This is a genomic window from Stenotrophomonas sp. Steno-Z2 (genome assembly GCF_056393235.1).
In genome coordinates, this window is sequence record NZ_JBWJOY010000001.1 from 725,452 (window position 1) to 741,959 (window position 16,508).

General features: G+C 70.3%; 16 protein-coding genes and 1 riboswitch. Of the genes, 5 read left to right on the forward strand and 11 right to left on the reverse strand.

Annotated elements, in window-relative coordinates; genetic code table 11:
- Positions 1-95 precede the first annotated feature (95 nt).
- Positions 96-719 (forward strand): bifunctional nicotinamidase/pyrazinamidase, encoded by a 624-nt coding sequence (pncA, locus tag AC06FP_RS03255; RefSeq protein WP_478074468.1) that lies wholly within the window; start codon positions 96-98, stop codon positions 717-719.
- Positions 720-728: 9 nt separating this feature from the next.
- Here the strand turns inward: pncA and purU are convergent, their stop codons facing one another.
- From purU to AC06FP_RS03280, 5 genes are all read right to left on the reverse strand, one after another.
- Positions 729-1,580 carry a formyltetrahydrofolate deformylase gene (gene purU / locus AC06FP_RS03260; protein ID WP_478074469.1) on the reverse strand — a complete coding sequence of 284 codons (852 nt, stop codon included), beginning with the start codon at positions 1,578-1,580 and terminating at the stop codon, positions 729-731.
- A 169-nt stretch (positions 1,581-1,749) separates the two neighbouring features.
- Entirely contained in the window at positions 1,750-2,844 is a 1,095-nt protein-coding gene (locus AC06FP_RS03265) for an NADH:flavin oxidoreductase/NADH oxidase (protein WP_478074470.1), read from the reverse strand.
- Positions 2,845-2,916: 72 nt separating this feature from the next.
- Positions 2,917-3,789, reverse strand: coding sequence for an NAD-dependent protein deacetylase (locus AC06FP_RS03270; RefSeq protein WP_478074471.1), 873 nt, complete (start codon positions 3,787-3,789; stop codon positions 2,917-2,919).
- A gap of 14 nt (positions 3,790-3,803) precedes the next feature.
- Positions 3,804-4,208 (reverse strand): acyl-CoA thioesterase, encoded by a 405-nt coding sequence (locus AC06FP_RS03275; protein ID WP_456117343.1) that lies wholly within the window; start codon positions 4,206-4,208, stop codon positions 3,804-3,806.
- A 101-nt stretch (positions 4,209-4,309) separates the two neighbouring features.
- Positions 4,310-4,822 (reverse strand): MarR family winged helix-turn-helix transcriptional regulator, encoded by a 513-nt coding sequence (locus AC06FP_RS03280; RefSeq protein ID WP_478074472.1) that lies wholly within the window; start codon positions 4,820-4,822, stop codon positions 4,310-4,312.
- Positions 4,823-4,887: 65 nt separating this feature from the next.
- On the opposite strand from AC06FP_RS03280, the gene AC06FP_RS03285 reads away from it, so the two are divergent.
- Positions 4,888-6,375, forward strand: coding sequence for an alpha/beta fold hydrolase (locus AC06FP_RS03285; RefSeq protein ID WP_478074473.1), 1,488 nt, complete (start codon positions 4,888-4,890; stop codon positions 6,373-6,375).
- 36 nt (positions 6,376-6,411) lie between these two features.
- Here AC06FP_RS03285 and AC06FP_RS03290 read toward each other — a convergent pair whose 3' ends face one another.
- The 3 genes from AC06FP_RS03290 to AC06FP_RS03300 all read right to left on the reverse strand — a co-directional run bounded on the left by AC06FP_RS03290 (position 6,412) and on the right by AC06FP_RS03300 (position 10,051).
- The gene (locus AC06FP_RS03290; RefSeq protein WP_456117346.1) at positions 6,412-7,431 is read right to left on the reverse strand and encodes a ribonucleotide-diphosphate reductase subunit beta; all 1,020 of its coding nucleotides are present in this window, start codon (positions 7,429-7,431) and stop codon (positions 6,412-6,414) included.
- A gap of 61 nt (positions 7,432-7,492) precedes the next feature.
- Positions 7,493-7,717 carry a hypothetical protein gene (locus AC06FP_RS03295; RefSeq protein ID WP_456117347.1) on the reverse strand — a complete coding sequence of 75 codons (225 nt, stop codon included), beginning with the start codon at positions 7,715-7,717 and terminating at the stop codon, positions 7,493-7,495.
- Between the two features lie 24 nt (positions 7,718-7,741).
- On the reverse strand, positions 7,742-10,051 hold the full coding sequence (locus tag AC06FP_RS03300) for a ribonucleoside-diphosphate reductase subunit alpha (protein WP_478074744.1): 2,310 nt from the start codon (positions 10,049-10,051) through the stop codon (positions 7,742-7,744).
- 264 nt (positions 10,052-10,315) lie between these two features.
- Positions 10,316-10,539, reverse strand: a riboswitch (cobalamin riboswitch).
- 266 nt (positions 10,540-10,805) lie between these two features.
- On the opposite strand from AC06FP_RS03300, the gene AC06FP_RS03305 reads away from it, so the two are divergent.
- Positions 10,806-11,612: a DUF2884 family protein gene (locus AC06FP_RS03305; protein ID WP_478074474.1), complete on the forward strand. Its 807-nt coding sequence runs from the start codon at positions 10,806-10,808 to the stop codon at positions 11,610-11,612.
- Positions 11,613-11,726: 114 nt separating this feature from the next.
- Here the strand turns inward: AC06FP_RS03305 and AC06FP_RS03310 are convergent, their stop codons facing one another.
- The 3 genes from AC06FP_RS03310 to AC06FP_RS03320 form a co-directional block, all read right to left on the reverse strand.
- Positions 11,727-13,199, reverse strand: coding sequence for a vWA domain-containing protein (locus tag AC06FP_RS03310; RefSeq protein WP_478074475.1), 1,473 nt, complete (start codon positions 13,197-13,199; stop codon positions 11,727-11,729).
- Between the two features lie 137 nt (positions 13,200-13,336).
- Entirely contained in the window at positions 13,337-14,431 is a 1,095-nt protein-coding gene (gene zapE / locus AC06FP_RS03315; protein ID WP_478074476.1) for a cell division protein ZapE, read from the reverse strand.
- A gap of 2 nt (positions 14,432-14,433) precedes the next feature.
- The gene (locus tag AC06FP_RS03320; protein WP_456117351.1) at positions 14,434-15,105 is read right to left on the reverse strand and encodes an alpha/beta hydrolase; all 672 of its coding nucleotides are present in this window, start codon (positions 15,103-15,105) and stop codon (positions 14,434-14,436) included.
- A gap of 62 nt (positions 15,106-15,167) precedes the next feature.
- Here AC06FP_RS03320 and AC06FP_RS03325 point away from each other — a divergent pair, with 62 nt between their 5' ends.
- Positions 15,168-16,031 (forward strand): EamA family transporter, encoded by an 864-nt coding sequence (locus tag AC06FP_RS03325; RefSeq protein ID WP_478074477.1) that lies wholly within the window; start codon positions 15,168-15,170, stop codon positions 16,029-16,031.
- An 80-nt stretch (positions 16,032-16,111) separates the two neighbouring features.
- A complete protein-coding gene (locus AC06FP_RS03330; RefSeq protein WP_478074478.1) occupies positions 16,112-16,483 on the forward strand; it encodes a MerC family mercury resistance protein in 372 nt (123 codons plus the stop codon).
- Positions 16,484-16,508: the final 25 nt, after the last annotated feature.

Below are 16,508 nucleotides of genomic sequence, written 5' to 3' on the forward strand. Positions count from 1 at the left end.
TGCGCGCGCCACGCCGCATCGCGCCGCGAGCGCTGCGGACCGGCGCCGGCCGGCACGGCGTTAAACTCCAGGGCTCCCCCGCACCGGAACCTGCGATGTACGGCAATGACACAGCCCTGCTGGTGATCGACCTGCAACCCGATTTCATGCCCGGCGGCGCGCTGCCCTGCCACCAGGGCGACGCCATCGTGCCGGGCATCGCCGCGCTGCTGGCGCAGCGCCGCTACGCGACCGTGGTCGCCACCCAGGACTGGCACCCGGCCGACCATGCCTCGTTCGCCAGCCAGCATGCCGGGCGCCGGCCGTTCGAGTCGATCGAGCTGCACGGCCATGCGCAGACGCTGTGGCCGGACCACTGCGTGCAGGGCAGCGCGGGCGCGGCGCTGCACCCGCAGGTGGACTGGAACAGCGCCGACCTGGTCCTGCGCAAGGGCAACGACCGCCAGGTGGATTCGTACAGCGCCTTCCGCGAGAACTTCGGCCCGCAGGGCGACCGCCCGGCCACCGGCCTGGCCGGCTGGCTGCACGAGCGCGGCATCGCCGAGGTGCACGTATGCGGGCTGGCGCGCGACTACTGCGTGCTGTGGAGCGCGCAGGACGCGGCCATCAGCGGCTTCCGCGTGCGCTTCCTGTGGGAGCTGACGCGGCCGGTGTCGGCGGACAACGACGAAGCCACGCGCATCGCGCTGGTCGAAGCCGGGATCGCCATCGAGAAGTGAGCGCGCCGCTCAGCGGAACACCACCGTGCGGTGGCCATTGAGCAGGATGCGGTGTTCGACGTGGCGGCGCACCGCGCGCGCCAGCACCAGCGATTCGGTGTCGCTGCCCAGCCGCACCAGGTCGCGCGGCGTCATGGCGTGGTCCACGCGGGCGACGTCCTGCTCGATGATCGGGCCTTCGTCCAGGTCGCAGGTGACGTAGTGCGCGGTGGCGCCGATGATCTTGACCCCGCGCGCGTGCGCCTGGTGGTAGGGCTGGGCGCCCTTGAAGCTGGGCAGGAAGCTGTGGTGGATGTTGATCGCGCGCCCGGCCAGGGCCTGGCACAACTGTGGCGACAGGATCTGCATGTAGCGCGCCAGCACCACCAGGTCGATGCGTTCGCGCTCGACCAGGTCGAGGATCTGCCGCTCCTGCTGCGCGCGGTTGTCCGCGTTCACCGGCAGATGGTGGAAAGGAACCCCGTAGGAACCGGCCAGCGCGGCGAAATCGTCGTGGTTGGAGGCCACCGCGGCGATGTCCACCTTCAGCTGCCGGCTGTGCGCGCGGAACAGCAGGTCGTTCAGGCAGTGGCCCTGCCTGCTGACCAGCACCAGCAGCCGCGCGCGGCGACGCGCATCGTGCAGCTGCCAGTCCATCGCGAATTCCGCGCCCAGCCGCTGCAGGCGCTCACGCACGGCGGGCTCCTCCGCGGCCACCGCCATGTCGAAGTGCACGCGCAGGAAGAAGCGGCCGCTCTCCTCGTCGCCGAACTGCTGGGCGTCGAGGATGTTGCAGCCGGCCTCGAACAGCAGGCCGGAAACGCGGTAGACGATGCCGGTACGGTCCGGGCAGGAAAGCGTGAGGATGTAGTCGGGGCGCATCGGCGGAGTCTAGCGACGCGCGAAATTTTCCGGGGAAACCTTTGCCGCCACGGCGACCGTAGGAGCGGCTTCAGCCGCGAAAGGGGCTTTGCCGATGAAACCCCGGACGCGTGGACGTATCCCGGGAACGCCGCGTTCGCGGCTGAAGCCGCTCCTACGGAGGTGTTGGCTACTGGAACAGGTCGCGCAGGCCGTGCGGCTGGCAGCGCAGGTACTGCGGCGCGGCCTGCACCTGCGCGCCGAGTTCGGCGGCCGCGTGCCAGGGCCAGCGCGGGTCGTAGAGGATGCCGCGGGCGATGCCGATGGCATCGGCGTGGCCTTCGGCGAGGATGGTTTCGGCCTGGCGCGGCTCGGTGATCAGGCCCACCGCGATCACCGGGGTGGCGACCTGCGCCTTGATCGCGCTGGCCAGCGACACCTGGTAGCCCGGTCCGACCGGGATGCGCTGGCGCGGGTCCAGCCCGCCGCTGGAGACGTGGATGAAATCGCTGCCGCGCGCTTCCAGCGCCCTGGCCACGGCGATGCTCTGCGCCACGTCCCAGCCGCCGTCCACCCAGTCGGTGGCGGAGATGCGCACGCCCACCGCGACGCCGGCCGGCACCGCCGCCCGCACCGCGTCGAACACGCGCAGCAGCAGGCGCATGCGGTTCTCCAGCGCGCCGCCGTACGCGTCGTCGCGGCGGTTGCTCAGCGGCGACAGGAACTGGTGCAGCAGGTAGCCGTGCGCGGCATGGATTTCGATCAGCTCCAGCCCCAGCCGCGCCGCGCGCCGCGCGGCGGCGGCGAACGCCTCCACCACCGCGTCGATGCCGGCCGCGTCCAGCGCCTGCGGGACCGGATCGCCGTCGTTGAACGGCAGCGCCGACGGCGCCACCACCTGCCAGCCATGCGCCTGTCCAGGCGCGATGGCGCCACCGCCATCCCAGGGCCGCGCGGTGGACGCCTTGCGCCCGGCATGGGCGAGCTGGATGCCGATGGGCATCTTCGACCAGCGCCGCACCGAGGCCAGCACCTCGCCCAGCGCCGCTTCGGTGGCGTCGTCCCACAGGCCGAGGTCGGCCCAGCTGATGCGGCCGCGCGCTTCCACCGCGGTGGCTTCCAGGATCATCAATCCGGCGCCGGACTGCGACAGCGTGCCCAGGTGCTGGGCGTGCCAGCTGGTGGCGCGGCCTTCATCGGCCGAGTACTGGCACATCGGCGCGATGACGATGCGGTTGGAAAGCGACAGCGGGCCGAGCGACAGCGGCGAGAACAGGTGGCTCACGTGGGGTGATCCGGTTTCGGGGGGCGCCCATTGCACTCCCGCGCGCCGGGTCGATTCAACCGGCGTGGTGGATCACTGCGTCTTGGCCGCTGCCGGCGCACCGCCGAGCAGGAAGGCCAGTGCCTGCGCGCAGGGCTGTTCGACCTTCAGCGACAGCAGGGCGTCGGCGCGGGTGCGGCCGAGATTGACCGCCGCCACCGGCAACCCGGCCTTCGCGGCGGCATCGACGAAGCGGAAGCCGGAATAGACCATCAGCGACGAACCCACCACCAGCACCGCGTCGGCGCATTGCAGGTGCGCATGCACCGCGGCCACGCGCTCGCGCGGCACGCTCTCGCCGAAGAACACCACGTCCGGCTTGAGCAGGCCGCCGCAGGCCATGCAGTCCGGCACCACGAAACCGCCGAAGTCGCCTTCCAGGTCGGCGTCGCCGTCGGGTGCCTGCGCCGCCTGCACGGCCGCCCAGCCCGGATTGGCGTCGAGCAGGCGCTGCTGCAGCGTTTCACGCCGGGAGCGCGCCCCACAGCCCATGCAGCGCACCTCGTCCAGCCGTCCATGCAGGTCGATCACGCGCCGGCTGCCAGCGCGCTGGTGCAGGCCGTCCACGTTCTGGGTCAACAGCAGTTCGACCCTGCCGGCTGCCTCCAGCGCGGCCAGGGCGTGGTGGGTGGCGTTGGGCCATGCCTGGCCGAAGCGCGGCCAGCCGACCAGGCTGCGCGCCCAGTAGCGCCGGCGCACCGCGGCATCGGCCATGAAGGCGCGGTAGTCCACCGGCGGCGTGCGTTTCCACTGGCCGTCGGCATCGCGGTAGTCGGGAATGCCCGAGTCGGTGCTGCAACCGGCGCCGGTGAGCAGCAGCAGGCGGCGGTGGCTGGCGACGAACTCCGCCAGCCGCGTGTCCGTGGCCGCGGACGGAGTGCCGGTGTCCTGCGGAAGCACGGCCATCGCCCCGCCCCGGATCAGGCCTGCGGCGGCAATGCCGGCACCGGGGCCGGACGGCCCTCGGCGTCCAGCGCCACCATCACGAAGTGGCCGCGCGTACACAGCTTGCGTTCGCCGCTGTGCAGGTCCTCGGCGATCAGTTCGACCTGCACCGTCATCGAGCTGCGCCCGACCTCGACCACGCGGCCGACGGTCTCGACCATCTCGCCGATGCGGATCGGCAGCTTGAAGTCCACCTGGTCCGAATGCGCGGTGACCACGGTGCGGCGCGAATAGCGCGCCGCGGCGAGGAAGGCGGCCTTGTCCATCCACGCCATCGCCTGGCCGCCGAACAGGGTGCCCAGGTGGTTGGTGTGGTTGGGGAAAACGATCTCCACCATGCGGACTTCGGTGGGCGGGACGATGGCGGGCGTGGCGTTCATGGCGGCGTTCGCGGCGTTGGGAGCAGGAGCGGATGATACGCAGCGGCGGACGCGCCCGCGTGATGCCTGCATGCCAATGCGCGGGTTCCGTCGTCCGCCGTTCAATCCGCGTCCATGCCCTGGCCCAGCTTGCGCAGCAGCGCGGCGAGCTGCGCCTGCTCGGCAGCGTCCAGCCCCGCCAGCGCCTCGCGCGCCTGGGCGAAGCGCAGCGCGATGGCCCGCTCCGCCAGTTTCGCTCCCTTGGCGCTGAGCACGGCCAGCAGGGAACGGCCGTCGTGCGGGTCCGGTTCGCGCCGGATCAGGCCGCGCGCCTGCAAGCGGTTGAGGCAGGCGGTCATCGCGCCTGACGTCAGCAATACCGAGCGGCGCAGATCGGTCGGCGACAGCCGGTACGGGGCACCGGAGCGGCGCAGGGTCGCCAGCAGATCCAGCTCCGTATAGCCCAGTCCCAGCGGCTTCAGGCATTGGTCCGCGCGCGCCTCCAGCAACCGCCCCAGGTGCAGGACGCGGCCGACGACCGCCATCGCGCCGGCATCCAGGTCGGGGCGCTCGTGCCGCCAGTCCGCCAGCAGCTGGTCGATCAGGTCGGGATCAGGATTCGCATGGGCCTTCATGTAACTATCTTGACATGAAGATAGTTTCCGGGCGAGGCTGCACGCCCGCCGCCGGAGTTCCGCTCATGAAGCGCGTGTCTTGGCTGTCGATCCTGGTGCTGCTCCCGCTGCTGGCTTCGGCGGCACCCGCGCACCCTGCCGGCGACATCGTGGTCGACCGGAAAACCGTGCAGGCAGCGGATGGGAGCCAGGTGCCCTATGAAATCGGCACGCTGTACGTTCCCGAGCACCGTGGCGTACCCGGCAGCCGCCTGATCGGCGTCGGCTTCGCCCGCATCCGCGGACGTGCCCCGGCCGGAACGCCACCGGTGTTCTGGTTGCCGGGCGGCCCCGGCCTGGCGGTGCTCGATGCCTTCGACGGCGGCAGCGACGCGGCGCGCAGCCGGCTCGCGTCGTGGCTGGGCTATCGCGACACGGCCGATCTGGTGGTGATCGAGCAGCGCGGCTACAGCGAACGCGGCGACAAGCTCACCGCGATGTCGCCCGCGTGGCCGCGCGAGCGCGCGTTCACCGCGCAGGACGACATCGACGACGCGCTCCTGCGGGTGGACGCCGCCCTCGCCGCGCATCCGGACAGGGACCTGGCCGGCTACACCATCGCCGCCTGCGCCGACGACGTGGACGATCTGCGGCGCGCGCTGGGCTACCGGCGCATCAGCCTGTTCGGTGGCAGCTTCGGCTCGCAGTGGAGCCTGGCGGTGATGCGTTCGCACCCCGGCATCGTCGAGCGCGCGGTGCTGGCGTCGATCGAGCCGCTGGATTTCGGCTACGACATGCCCTCGCCGCTGCTGGCGACCATGCAGCGCATCGCCTTCGAAGCCGACCGTGATCCCGGCCTGGCGCCCTATCTGCCCGCGGGCGGCCTGATGGAGGCGATCGATACGCTGCGCGGGCGCTTCGCGCAACGGCCGATCACGGTGGATCCGCACGATGGCGGCGCGCCGGTGGCCGTCGGGCTGGCCGACCTGCAGGCCTCGCTGCTGGCCGAGGCAGGCAATCCCGGGACCTGGCCCGCGTTCGTGCTGTCGCTGTACCACGGCCACTACACGGCCTGGGCCAAGGACGTGGCGGACGGACGGCGGTCGCACCCGTTCACGCTCATCGGACCGTTGATCGATACCAGCCTGGGCATCAGCGCGGCGCGTGGATTCCAGCTGCGCAACGACCCGGCACGCGCCTATGTCGGCGAGGGCGGATTCGCGCCCTACCTTGCGGCGGCCGCGCGGTGGCCGACGCCCGACATGGGCGATGACTACCGCCGCCTGCGGCCCATCGACATCCCGGTGCTGATGGTCCATGGCGACTGGGACACCTCCACGCCACTGGAGAACATGCAGGCGCAACTGCCGTACCTGCGCAACGGCCGCGCGATCGTGATCCACCGTGGCGGCCACGACGGCGTGTTCTACCAGCTGCGCGACGAACCGGCGGCCAAGGCCGCCGTGCACCACTTCCTGCGTACCGGCGACTTCGGCGACCTGCCGGCCGAAGTGACGCTGCCGCTCCCGGTCTTCGCACTGCCGGATTTCCCCGCGCCAGCGCCCTCCCGCTGACGTCTCGCGGCAGCGCGCGCAACGGCGCGGGCCATGTCAGAACGCGTGGTCGAAGCCGACCTCGCCCTGCACGCCGACCTGGTAGGCCGAGACGCGGCGCTCGAAGAAGTTGGTCAGCTCCTGCACGTCCTGCAGCTCCATGAACGGCAGCGGGTTGCGCACGTTGTACTTCTTCGCCATGCCGAGCTTGGCGAAATGGTTGTCGGCGCAGTGCTGCAGGTACTGGCGCATGTCGCGCGTGGAGATGCCGGCCACGCCACCGGACAGCACGTCCTCGGCGAACTGCACCTCGCACTCGATGGCCTCGGCCAGCATCTCGTAGACCTGCTGCTCCATGGTCGCGTCGAACAGGTCCGGTTCCTCGGCGCGGATGGTGCGCACGCACTCGAAGGCGAACTCCATGTGGCAGCTCTCGTCGCGGAACACCCAGTTGGTGCCCGACGCCAAGCCCGGCAGCAGGCCGCGCGAGCGGAAGAAATACACGTAGGCGAAGGCGGCGAAGAAGAACAGGCCCTCGATGCAGGCGGCGAAGCAGATCTGGTTGAGCAGGAACTGGCGGCGCTGCTCGCGGGTCTCGATGCGTTCCAGGCCCTGGATCGAGTCGATCCACTTGAAGCAGAAATCGGCCTTCTTCTTGATCGACGCGATGTTCTCCACCGCGGCGAAGGCCTTGAAGCGCTCCTCCGGGTCGGGCAGGTAGTTGTCCAGCAGGGTCAGGTAGAACTGCACGTGCAGCGCCTCTTCGTACAGCTGGCGCGACAGGTACATGCGCGCTTCCGGCGCATTGAGGTGCTGGTACAGGTTCAGCACCAGGTTGTTGGAGACGATGGAGTCGCCGGTGGCGAAAAAGGCGACCAGCCGGTGGATCAGGTGGCGGTCGGCCGCCGTCATCTTGTGGTGCAGGTCGGTGATGTCGATCTGGAAGTTGATCTCGTCCACCGTCCAGGTGTTCTTGATCGCATTGCGGTACATCTCGTAGAAATCCGGGTAGCGCATCGGGCGCAGGGTCAGTTCGAAGCCCGGATCGAGCAGCATCTGGCGGGGTTGTGCGGACATGGTCTGTTGCCTCGTGGTGCCCGCGCGGGCGCGGGCGGTGTTCTGGATTCCGCTGGCGCGCTCAGCGTTCGTAGTCGTCGTGCGCGTAGCGGCTGATATAGGTGCTCAGGCCCGCGCCGGATTCGGCCAGGGCCTTCATCCGGGCCACCTTCCGTGGCCCCGCGCGCCCGGTGCTGCGGTACTCGTAGGGCTCGTCGCGGTTGCGGAACTTGACGAAGATCGAGGTCGCGGTGACGCGGAAGGCTTCCACGCCCGAGTTGCCGGAGCGGTTGGCATAACGTTTCATCGCGACCTCGATCGTTTCAGCGGATCACTGGCAGGCCTCGCACGCCTCCGGGTTCTCCAGCGAGCAGGCCACGGCCTCGGTCGGGGTATAGGCGCTGACCGTGGTCTTGGCGATCTTGGTCGCCGGACGCGAGCGCAGGTAGTACGTGGTCTTGATGCCCTTCTTCCACGCGTACATGTACATGGAGGACATCGCACCGATGTTCGGGCTTTCCATGAACAGGTTGAGCGAGGCGGACTGGTCGATGAAGGCGCCGCGGTCGGCGGCCATGTCGATCAGCGAGCGCATCGGCAGTTCCCACGCGGTGCGGTACACGGCGCGCAGCGCTTCTGGAATCTGCGGCAGGTTCTGGATCGAACCGTCGGCCAGCTTGATCGCGTCGCGCATCTCCGGCGTCCACAGGCCCAGCTGCTTGAGCTCGCCGACCAGGTAGCGGTTGACCTGCAGGAAGTCGCCCGACAGCGTCTCGCGCTTGAACAGGTTGGACACCTGCGGCTCAACGCACTCGTAGCAGCCGGCGATGGAAGCGATGGTGGCGGTCGGGGCGATGGCGATCATCAGCGAATTGCGCAGGCCATGCTGGCGGATGCGCTCGCGCAGCGCGTCCCAGCGCGCGGCGTCGGCCGGCGTCACGTTCCAGGCGTCGAACTGCAGCTCGCCGTTGGCCGCGCGGGTGTCGTCGAACGACGGGTGCCGGCCGCGCTCCTGCGCCAGCTCGCACGAGGTTTCCAGCGCGTGGAAATAGATGGTCTCGGCGATCTTCGCCGACAGCGCGCGCGCGGCCTCGGAATCGAACGGCAGGCGCCGGCGGAAGAACACGTCCTGCAGGCCCATGCAGCCCAGGCCCACCGGGCGCCAGCGCAGGTTGCCGCGGCGCGCGGTCTCGATCGGGTAGAAGTTCAGGTCGATCACCCGGTCGAGCTGGCGCACGGCCAGGCGCACCGTCTCGGCGAGCTTGTCGAAATCGAAGTCGCCGTGCGCGTCCAGGTGGTTGCCCAGGTTGATCGAGCCCAGGTTGCACACCGCGGTTTCCTCGGCCGAGGTGACCTCCAGGATCTCGGTGCACAGGTTGGACAGGTGGATGACGTTGTTCGCGCGCAGGGTCTGGTTGCTGGCCTTGTTGCACTTGTCCTTGAAGGTCATCCAGCCGTTGCCGGTCTCGGCCAGGGTGCGCATCATGCGCGCGTACAGCTTGCGCGCCGGCAGCGCCTTGACCGCCTTGCCCTGCGCCTCGGCCTGCAGGTAGGCGCGCTCGAACGCCTCGCCGTACAGGTCGGTGAACTCCGGCACCACGCGCGGATCGAACAGCGACCACGCCTGGTCGGCCTCCACGCGCTGCATGAACAGGTCCGGCACCCAGTTGGCCAGGTTGAGGTTGTGGGTGCGGCGCGAATCGTCGCCGGCGTTGTCGCGCAGCTCCAGGAAATCCTCGATGTCGGCGTGCCAGGTTTCCAGGTAGACGCAGGCCGCGCCTTTGCGCTTTCCGCCCTGGTTGACCGCGGCCACCGAGGAATCCAGCGTCTTCAGCCACGGCACGATGCCGTTGGAGTGGCCGTTGGTGGACTTGATCAGCGAGCCGCGCGAACGCACGCGGGTATAGCTCACGCCGATGCCGCCGCTGAACTTGGACAGCTGGGCGATGTCGCCGTACCTGGCGTAGATGGATTCCAGCGAGTCCTGCGGCGAATCCAGCAGGAAGCACGACGACAGCTGCTCGTGGCTGGTGCCGGCATTGAACAGGGTCGGGCTGGATGGCAGGTAGTCCAGGTTGCCCAGCCGCTGGTACAGCGCCAGCGCCTCGGGCACGTCCTCGCTCAGCGCGCTGGCGATGCGCAGGAAGAACTGCTGCGGCGTCTCGATGACCTTGCGCGTGTGCGGGTGGCGCAGCAGGTAGCGGTCGTACAGCGTGCGCAGGCCGAAGTAGTCGAAGTTGAGATCGTACTCGGGGTTGATCGCATCGTTGAGCTTGCGCGCGTTGACCTGCACGAAGTTGAGCAGGCGGTCGTTGATCAGGCCCACTTCGTGGCCGCGCCCCACCGACTGCGAGAAGGCGTGGATCTCCTGGCCGGACACTTCCTTGGCGATGAAGTTGGCCAGCAGGCGCGCGGCCAGGCGGCCGTACTCCGGCTCCTCGCCGATCAGCAGCGCGGCGGTGCGGATCGACAGTTCGTCCAGTTCCTGGGTGGTGGCGCCGTTGTAGAGGCCGGAAATGGTGCGCGTGGCCACGCGCATCGGATCGACGGCGTGCAGGCCTTCGCAGCAGCGCTGGATGGCGCGCACGATCTTGTTCAGGTCCACCGGCTCGGTGCCGCCATTGCGCTTGGTCACGCTCATGGCGGTGGCGGTCGGCGGCGGGGTCAGTTCGAAGCCGGCCTCGGTCGGGACAACGGCGGTATCGGTGGCGGTCACGGCAATGCGTCCTCATGGCGTGGTGCACGCGGCGCCTGCCCTCGCAGGAACCAGGGCCGGTGGCGGGCGACGAGCATGGAAGGACGGCGTCGCAGCATCCGCGACGGGCGCGACCCGAGGTCGCCACCGGCGCTGCCGCGTCGCCAGCCGTCTTCCCCTCGAAGACTCCGCAGCCGGCACCGCGCGCTGTGCTTCGCGCGGCTGTCGGCAGGTCTTCGGACTCATGGGCGCGGAGGCGGGGGCCTCCTCCTACTTCCGCCGCTTCCCAAGGCATCGGGCCTCAGTGCTTTGTGGCGGGTTCGTTCCCAATTACCGCTGCGGGGCAGTGCCGGAATGGCCATCGAAGGCGTCACCGGCTTCCCTTTCAATCCGGCGGGGAGCAACCCACCAGAACCGACGAGCCACAAGATAGTGGGGGCAACCAGCCCGGTCAACGCCAAATCTTGTGGATGGCCGCATGCCCTTGTCGCGCAAGCGTTCCTCCCGCGACGGCCTGGCGCGGCCGTGGCGACCCGCCCATCGCGATTGCGCAGTCAAGCCCCCGGACGCCGGTTCACGAGCCGGGAACACCCCGCGCATTCATGGTGCGCTGTCCGGATTGCGCCGCCATGACTTCCGGCCGGGGCCCGCGCCCGGCCCGGCCGGCGATCCTGTCGGCCCCTCGAATGGATTCCCCGCCATGCGCCGCCTGGCCCTCGCCGCTGCCCTGCTCGTCCTGCCACCCCTGTCCGCGCAGGCCGGCACGGTGAAGTCGCCGACCTTGTCCTCCACCCAGTGCGGGGTCAGCACCGATTACGACGTGCTGGTCGATGGCGGCGGCATCTGGCTGCGCCGGCACGACGCCACGCCGCGCGAGATCGTGTTCCACGATGGCGAGCTGAGCATCGACGGGCGCATGCAGGCGGTCAGCGCCGAGGACGCGCAGCGCCTGCGCGTGCTCGAGGCCGGGGTGCGCCAGCTGATGCCGGCGGTCACCGGCATCGCCAATGAATCGGTGGGGATCAGCTTCGACGTGCTGGACATGGTGTACGGCTCGATGACCGGCAACTTCGGTTCGCGCAAGGTGCGCGCGCTGCGCACCGACGCCGAGCGCTTCGTCGCCTCCACCATCGGCCGCGGGCGCTGGGAGCAGGACCTGTTCGGCGAGGGTTTCGAACAGCGCGTGCAGGCATCGGCCGAATCGCTCAAGGGCTCCATCGCCCGCGGCCTGCTGTGGACCATGCTCACCGGCGGCGGGGAACGCATCGAGAAGCGCACCGAAAAGATGGAAGCGGAGCTGGAGCCGAAGATCGAAGCGCGCGCCCGCGCCCTGGAACAGCACGCGCGGTCCCTGTGCACCCAGGTCCTGGCGCTGGACCAGGTGCAGTCGGCGCTGGAGTTCCGCTACGACGGCCAGCCGCTGCGGATGATGAGCGTCAGCGACGAACGCGGCGAGGCACCGGTGGCGAAGGAGCAGGCGCCGGACAACAGCATCGAGCTGCCATAGGCCCCTCTCCCGGCGGGAGAGGGGGTGGGGTGAGGGCAGGCGGAGCCGGTGGTTCACCGGCGTGGGCGCCGCCCTCATCCGCCCTTCGGGCACCTTCTCCCGCGGGGAGAAGGATCACCCCTCCGACAACTGCGCCAGTTCCTCGCGCACCAGCCGCACCACCAGCGTGTCCAGCGTATCCACCGAGTAGTCGGCCACGTCGTGCACGGTCTCGCGGCCGGGGCCGCTGCCCGGGTCGGACGCGTCCTTGTAGGTGAGGAAGATGAAGCGCCCGCCGGTGTACTGGGCGATCTGCCGCTGCACGATCTCGCCGGTGGTGTCCTGCCCGGACGCGGCCACGCTGAACACCTTGATGCCCTTGCCCAGCGCCGCGAGCATGGTCTGGTCGTAATGCGGCGGCGGATAGTCCATGTGTGGCGGCGCGTCGGCCAGCGACACCAGCAGGCGCGTGGTCGCCGGGCCGCGCCAGGCCAGCGCCTGCACCGCATGGTCGAAGGCTTCGTTCATCGCCTCGGGCATGTCGCCGCCACCGCCGGCGCGCACGCCGTCGAGCACCTGCTGGAAGGCGGCGACGTTGCCGGTCAGGTCCCAGCTGCGCACGAAATACTCGTCGCCGCGGTCGCGGTAGGTGACCAGCCCCAGGCACACGTCGGGGCGCGACGGCAGCTGTTCGATGCCGCGCACGATGTCGCGCAGCGAGGCGCGCAGCTTGTCGATTTCGTCGCCCATCGAACCGGTCGCATCGACCATGAACACCAGGTCCAGCCGCGCCCGTGCCGTGGGCGCGGCGGCCGGCAGGCGCACTTCCAGCGCATCCTTCTGGCCGCGCCGCAGCTGCGCCTGCGCCTGCTGCCCATCACGACGCACATCCACCCGGTAGCTGGCCGAGTCGCGGTCGTCGAAGGCGTTCAGGTGCAGCCAGGCCTGGCCGCCGGCATCGGTGCGCGCCCACATCCGCGCGCCACCGGCGGCGGAGACGGCGACTTCGGCATCGGGAACCGGCCGGCCCTGCGCGTCGAGCACGCGCAGGCGCTGGCGCACCGATACGTCGCGCCCCAGCTGCGCCGCTTCGGCATGGCGCTGCAGGAACTGCTGGAAGCCGCCGAAGTCGGCATTGTCGTCGACCACGCCTGCGGTCACCGGCGTGGCTGGCTGCTGCCGTGCCGGTGCCGGCGCGTACGGCATCGCCCGCTCGGCCCGCGATCCCGATACCGTCACGCTCGCCGCGTCGGTCGCGGCGACCGGAGCCGGAGCAGGGGGCGGCGCGGCTTCCCGCAGCAGCATGTCGCGCCCGGCCTTGCCCACCAGCGCGGGAATGTCACGCACGCGCTGCGGCGGCTGCGGGTCCGGCACCTCGCGCATGCGCGGCGTGTCGCTGCACACGGTGGCCACCGGCGCGCGGAAGTTCGGCGCGGTCTGCCGCTGGCGCTTGCGCTGGGGCGCCTTCAGGTCGAGCTCGACGGCGGTGGCGGCCGGCTCCGGCCACAGCGGCTCGCCGGCCAGCGCCGGCAACCCGGCCAGCACCGTCAATACGAACGCCATCGAACGTACCGGCAGGCGCCGGCGGGCCATGCTTGCGTGCTTCATCTGCGTGCTCCCTTTCCTGCTGGGTGGACCGCCGGGGCGGCGTGCGGGAAGGAGAACGGATGGCGGGGGCCGATGGGGTTGGCGGCGGTGCGCATGGGCTTCATGGGCAAAGCTCCTTCGCGCACCAGGGCGCGCTCCTACAGGCGGTGGGCGGTGCCCAGGTACTCGGCGCTCTGCATTTCGATCAGGCGGCTGGCGGTACGCTCGAAGGCGCCGGCCAGGCGCGTGCCGGAGTAGAGCAGCGGCGGCGGGTCCTGCGCGGTGCAGACCAGGTTGACCTGGCGGTCGTACAGCTCGTCGATCAGGTTGACGAAGCGCCGCGCGGCGTCCTCGTTCATGCGGTCGAAGTGCGGGATGCCGCCGAGCAGCACGGTGTTGAACTCGCGCGCGATCTCGATGTAGTCCGACGGGCCACGTGGGCCTTCGCACAGCGCCGGGAAATCGAACCAGACGATGCTCTTGCCGCGTCCGCGCACGGGAATCTTGCGGCCCTCGATCTGGATGTTGCCGGCGCGCGCGTCCTGCCCGCCGCTCAGTTCCTTCCAGCGCCCGCCCAGCCAGGCATCGCTGTCGTCGGCGAGCGGCGCGCGGTACACCGGCGAACGGGTCAGCGCGCGCATGCGGTAATCCTCGGCGCCTTCGGCATGCAGCTCCACGCAGTACTTCTGCAGCAGGGCGATGGCCGGCAGAAAGCTGTCGCGCTGCAGGCCATTGAGGTACAGGTTCTCCACCGCGGTGTTGGAGGTGGTCACCAGGGTCACGCCTTCGGCGAACAGGCGTTCGAGCAGGCGCGCCAGCAGCATGGCGTCGCCGATGTCGGTGACGAAGAACTCGTCGAGCACCAGCACGCGCAGGTTGTTGCGCCATTCCTGGGCGATCTTCGCCAGCGGGTCGCTCTGCCCCTGGTGTTCGCGCAGCCGCTCGTGGATGCCGCGCATGAAGCGGTGGAAGTGGGTGCGGTACTTCTGTTCGATCGGCAGGCCGTCGTAGAACAGGTCGACCAGGAAGGTCTTGCCACGACCGACGCCGCCCCAGAAGTACAGGCCCCTGACCGGCTCGGGCTTCTTCCAGAACGCCGACAGCCGGTCGAGCCAGCCATCCTGCGCCGAATCGACGATGGCGTCGTGGATGCGGTCCAGTTCGGCCAGCGCCGCGTGCTGGGCCAGATCGTCGCGCCAGTCGCCACGGGCCACGCCGGCGGCGTAGCACTGCGAGGGGGTCGTCGCGCCCATGCTCAGCAGCTGCCGTCGGGCAGCCAGCGCCGCACTTCGTGCTGGATCGCGCCGCGCAGGTCGATCAGCTTGCGATGGAAGAAATGGCTGGTGTCGGGCATGCGCACCAGCTGCGGCGGATCGGCCAGCGTTTCCAGCCAGGCGTAAACGGCCTGCGCGTCGACGATCTCGTCGGCATCGCCCTGCACCACCAGCCACTGCGCCGGCGGCTGCAGCCCGTCGAAATCCCAGGTACGGCGGCCGACCGGCGGCGCGATCGAGATCAGCGCCTGGGGCTGCAGCGCGCCGCTGGCGCGCAGCGAGACATAGGCGCCGAAGCTGAAACCGGCCAGCCACAGCTGGCAGTCCGGGCGCTGGGCGCGCACCCACGCCACCACCGCGCGCAGGTCGTCCTGCTCGCCCACGCCGTTGTCGTAGCTGCCGGCCGAGGCGCCGACGCTGCGGAAATTGAAGCGCACGGTGGTGACGCCCAGCTCTCGCAACGCGCGCGCGACCATCGTCACCACCTTGTTGTGCATGCTGCCGCCCTCGGTGGACAGCGGATGGCAGATGACGGCGACGACCGGGTGCGCGGTGGCATCGCCCTCGGGCGGATCGACCGCGACCTCCAGCGGCCCGCCTGGGCCTTCCAGCATCAGCGCCGCGGACTCGTGGGGAAAGGGAGGATGGTTCATGCCGCCATAATAGCGGCCCCATCCACCGGCTTCACCGCCGCTCCCGCCCGGTAACGAACGCGATGCACTTCCTGATCCTGAGCGTGATGTGCAGCGTGCTGGTCTCGGTCCTGCTGAAACTGGCGCCGCGGCGCGGCATCGACATCGCCCAGGCCGTGACCTGGAACTACCTGGCCGCCAGCGCGCTGTCGCTGCTGCTGCTCAGGCCCTCGCTGCAGTCGCTGCGCGAAGGGCACGCGCCGTGGCCGGCGCTGCTCGGCCTGGCGGTGGCGTTGCCGGGCATCTTCCTGGTACTGGCGCGCGCCGTGCGCGAGGCCGGCATCGTGCGCAGCGACGTGGCGCAGCGGCTGTCGCTGCTGCTGTCGCTGGGCGCGGCCTTCGTGCTGTTCGGCGAGCAGGCCAACGGCTGGAAGCTGGCCGGGCTGGGACTGGGCCTGCTGGCCATCGCCGGCGTCAGCGCGCGCAGCGGCGGGCGCGGCAACGCCACGGCCTCGAGCTGGCGCTGGCTGCTGGCGGTATGGGCCGGTTTCGCGCTGATCGACATCCTGCTCAAGCAGGTGGCGCTGTCGGGCACGCCCTCCACCGCCGCGCTGCTGGTCAGCTTCGCCATCGCCTTCGTGCTGATGCTGGGCTGGCAGCTGCAGCGCCACTACAGCGGCCGCGCCCGGCTGCAGGCACGCCACCTCGGGTTCGGCCTGCTGCTGGGCGCGATCAACTTCGGCAACATCCTGTTCTACGTGCGCGCGCACCAGGCGCTGCCGCACAGCCCGGCCACCATCTTCGCCGGCATGAACATCGGCGTGGTGTGCCTGGGCGCGCTGGTCGGCATGCTCGCCTTCGGCGAGCGGACCAGCCGCTGGAACCGCGTGGGCCTGGGCCTGGCGGTGGTGGCGATCGCGCTGATCGCACGCGGCGCGCAGGGCTGAACCTCCACGGCGGTTGCCTTTCCCGGGCTGGCGCCGCGCGTCGATCAATTGTTACTATGTAACAAAACTGGAGCCCGCCGATGAAAAACGCCGCCGCCCTGTTCGACGCCTCCGCCGTCGCCCTGTCCAGCCTGTGCCTGCTGCACTGCCTGGCGTTGCCGCTGCTGGCCGCGCTGCTGCCGCTGTTCGGGGCCTGGAGCGAGGCCGAATGGGTGCATGGGGTGTTCGTGCTGATCGCCGCGCCGCTGACCAGCTACGCGCTGTGGCGCGCGCATCGCCACCGCCCGCTGCCCATCGCGCTGTGGCTGCTGGCGGGCAGCGGGCTGGCGCTGCTGCTGGCCGGTGCGTGCGGCGGCCTGGGCGAGCGGGCCGAGACGCCGCTGACCGTCGCCGGCAGCCTGGCGCTGGCCGGCGCCCACCTGTGGAACGCGGCGCGGCGGCACGCGCACTGACGGTCGCCGGCACCAGGGGACGGAG

Coding starts and splice junctions, on each gene's coding strand:
- pncA (WP_478074468.1), top strand. CDS start 96: ATGTACGGCAATGACACAGCCCTGCTGGTGATCGACCTGCAACCCGAT.
- purU (WP_478074469.1), bottom strand. CDS start 1,580: ATGCGCCCCGACTACATCCTCACGCTTTCCTGCCCGGACCGTACCGGC.
- AC06FP_RS03270 (WP_478074471.1), bottom strand. CDS start 3,789: ATGGCCGTGCTTCCGCAGGACACCGGCACTCCGTCCGCGGCCACGGAC.
- AC06FP_RS03275 (WP_456117343.1), bottom strand. CDS start 4,208: ATGAACGCCACGCCCGCCATCGTCCCGCCCACCGAAGTCCGCATGGTG.
- AC06FP_RS03280 (WP_478074472.1), bottom strand. CDS start 4,822: ATGAAGGCCCATGCGAATCCTGATCCCGACCTGATCGACCAGCTGCTG.
- AC06FP_RS03285 (WP_478074473.1), top strand. CDS start 4,888: ATGAAGCGCGTGTCTTGGCTGTCGATCCTGGTGCTGCTCCCGCTGCTG.
- AC06FP_RS03290 (WP_456117346.1), bottom strand. CDS start 7,431: ATGTCCGCACAACCCCGCCAGATGCTGCTCGATCCGGGCTTCGAACTG.
- AC06FP_RS03295 (WP_456117347.1), bottom strand. CDS start 7,717: ATGAAACGTTATGCCAACCGCTCCGGCAACTCGGGCGTGGAAGCCTTC.
- AC06FP_RS03300 (WP_478074744.1), bottom strand. CDS start 10,051: ATGAGCGTGACCAAGCGCAATGGCGGCACCGAGCCGGTGGACCTGAAC.
- AC06FP_RS03305 (WP_478074474.1), top strand. CDS start 10,806: ATGCGCCGCCTGGCCCTCGCCGCTGCCCTGCTCGTCCTGCCACCCCTG.
- AC06FP_RS03310 (WP_478074475.1), bottom strand. CDS start 13,199: ATGAAGCACGCAAGCATGGCCCGCCGGCGCCTGCCGGTACGTTCGATG.
- zapE (WP_478074476.1), bottom strand. CDS start 14,431: ATGGGCGCGACGACCCCCTCGCAGTGCTACGCCGCCGGCGTGGCCCGT.
- AC06FP_RS03320 (WP_456117351.1), bottom strand. CDS start 15,105: ATGAACCATCCTCCCTTTCCCCACGAGTCCGCGGCGCTGATGCTGGAA.
- AC06FP_RS03325 (WP_478074477.1), top strand. CDS start 15,168: ATGCACTTCCTGATCCTGAGCGTGATGTGCAGCGTGCTGGTCTCGGTC.
- AC06FP_RS03330 (WP_478074478.1), top strand. CDS start 16,112: ATGAAAAACGCCGCCGCCCTGTTCGACGCCTCCGCCGTCGCCCTGTCC.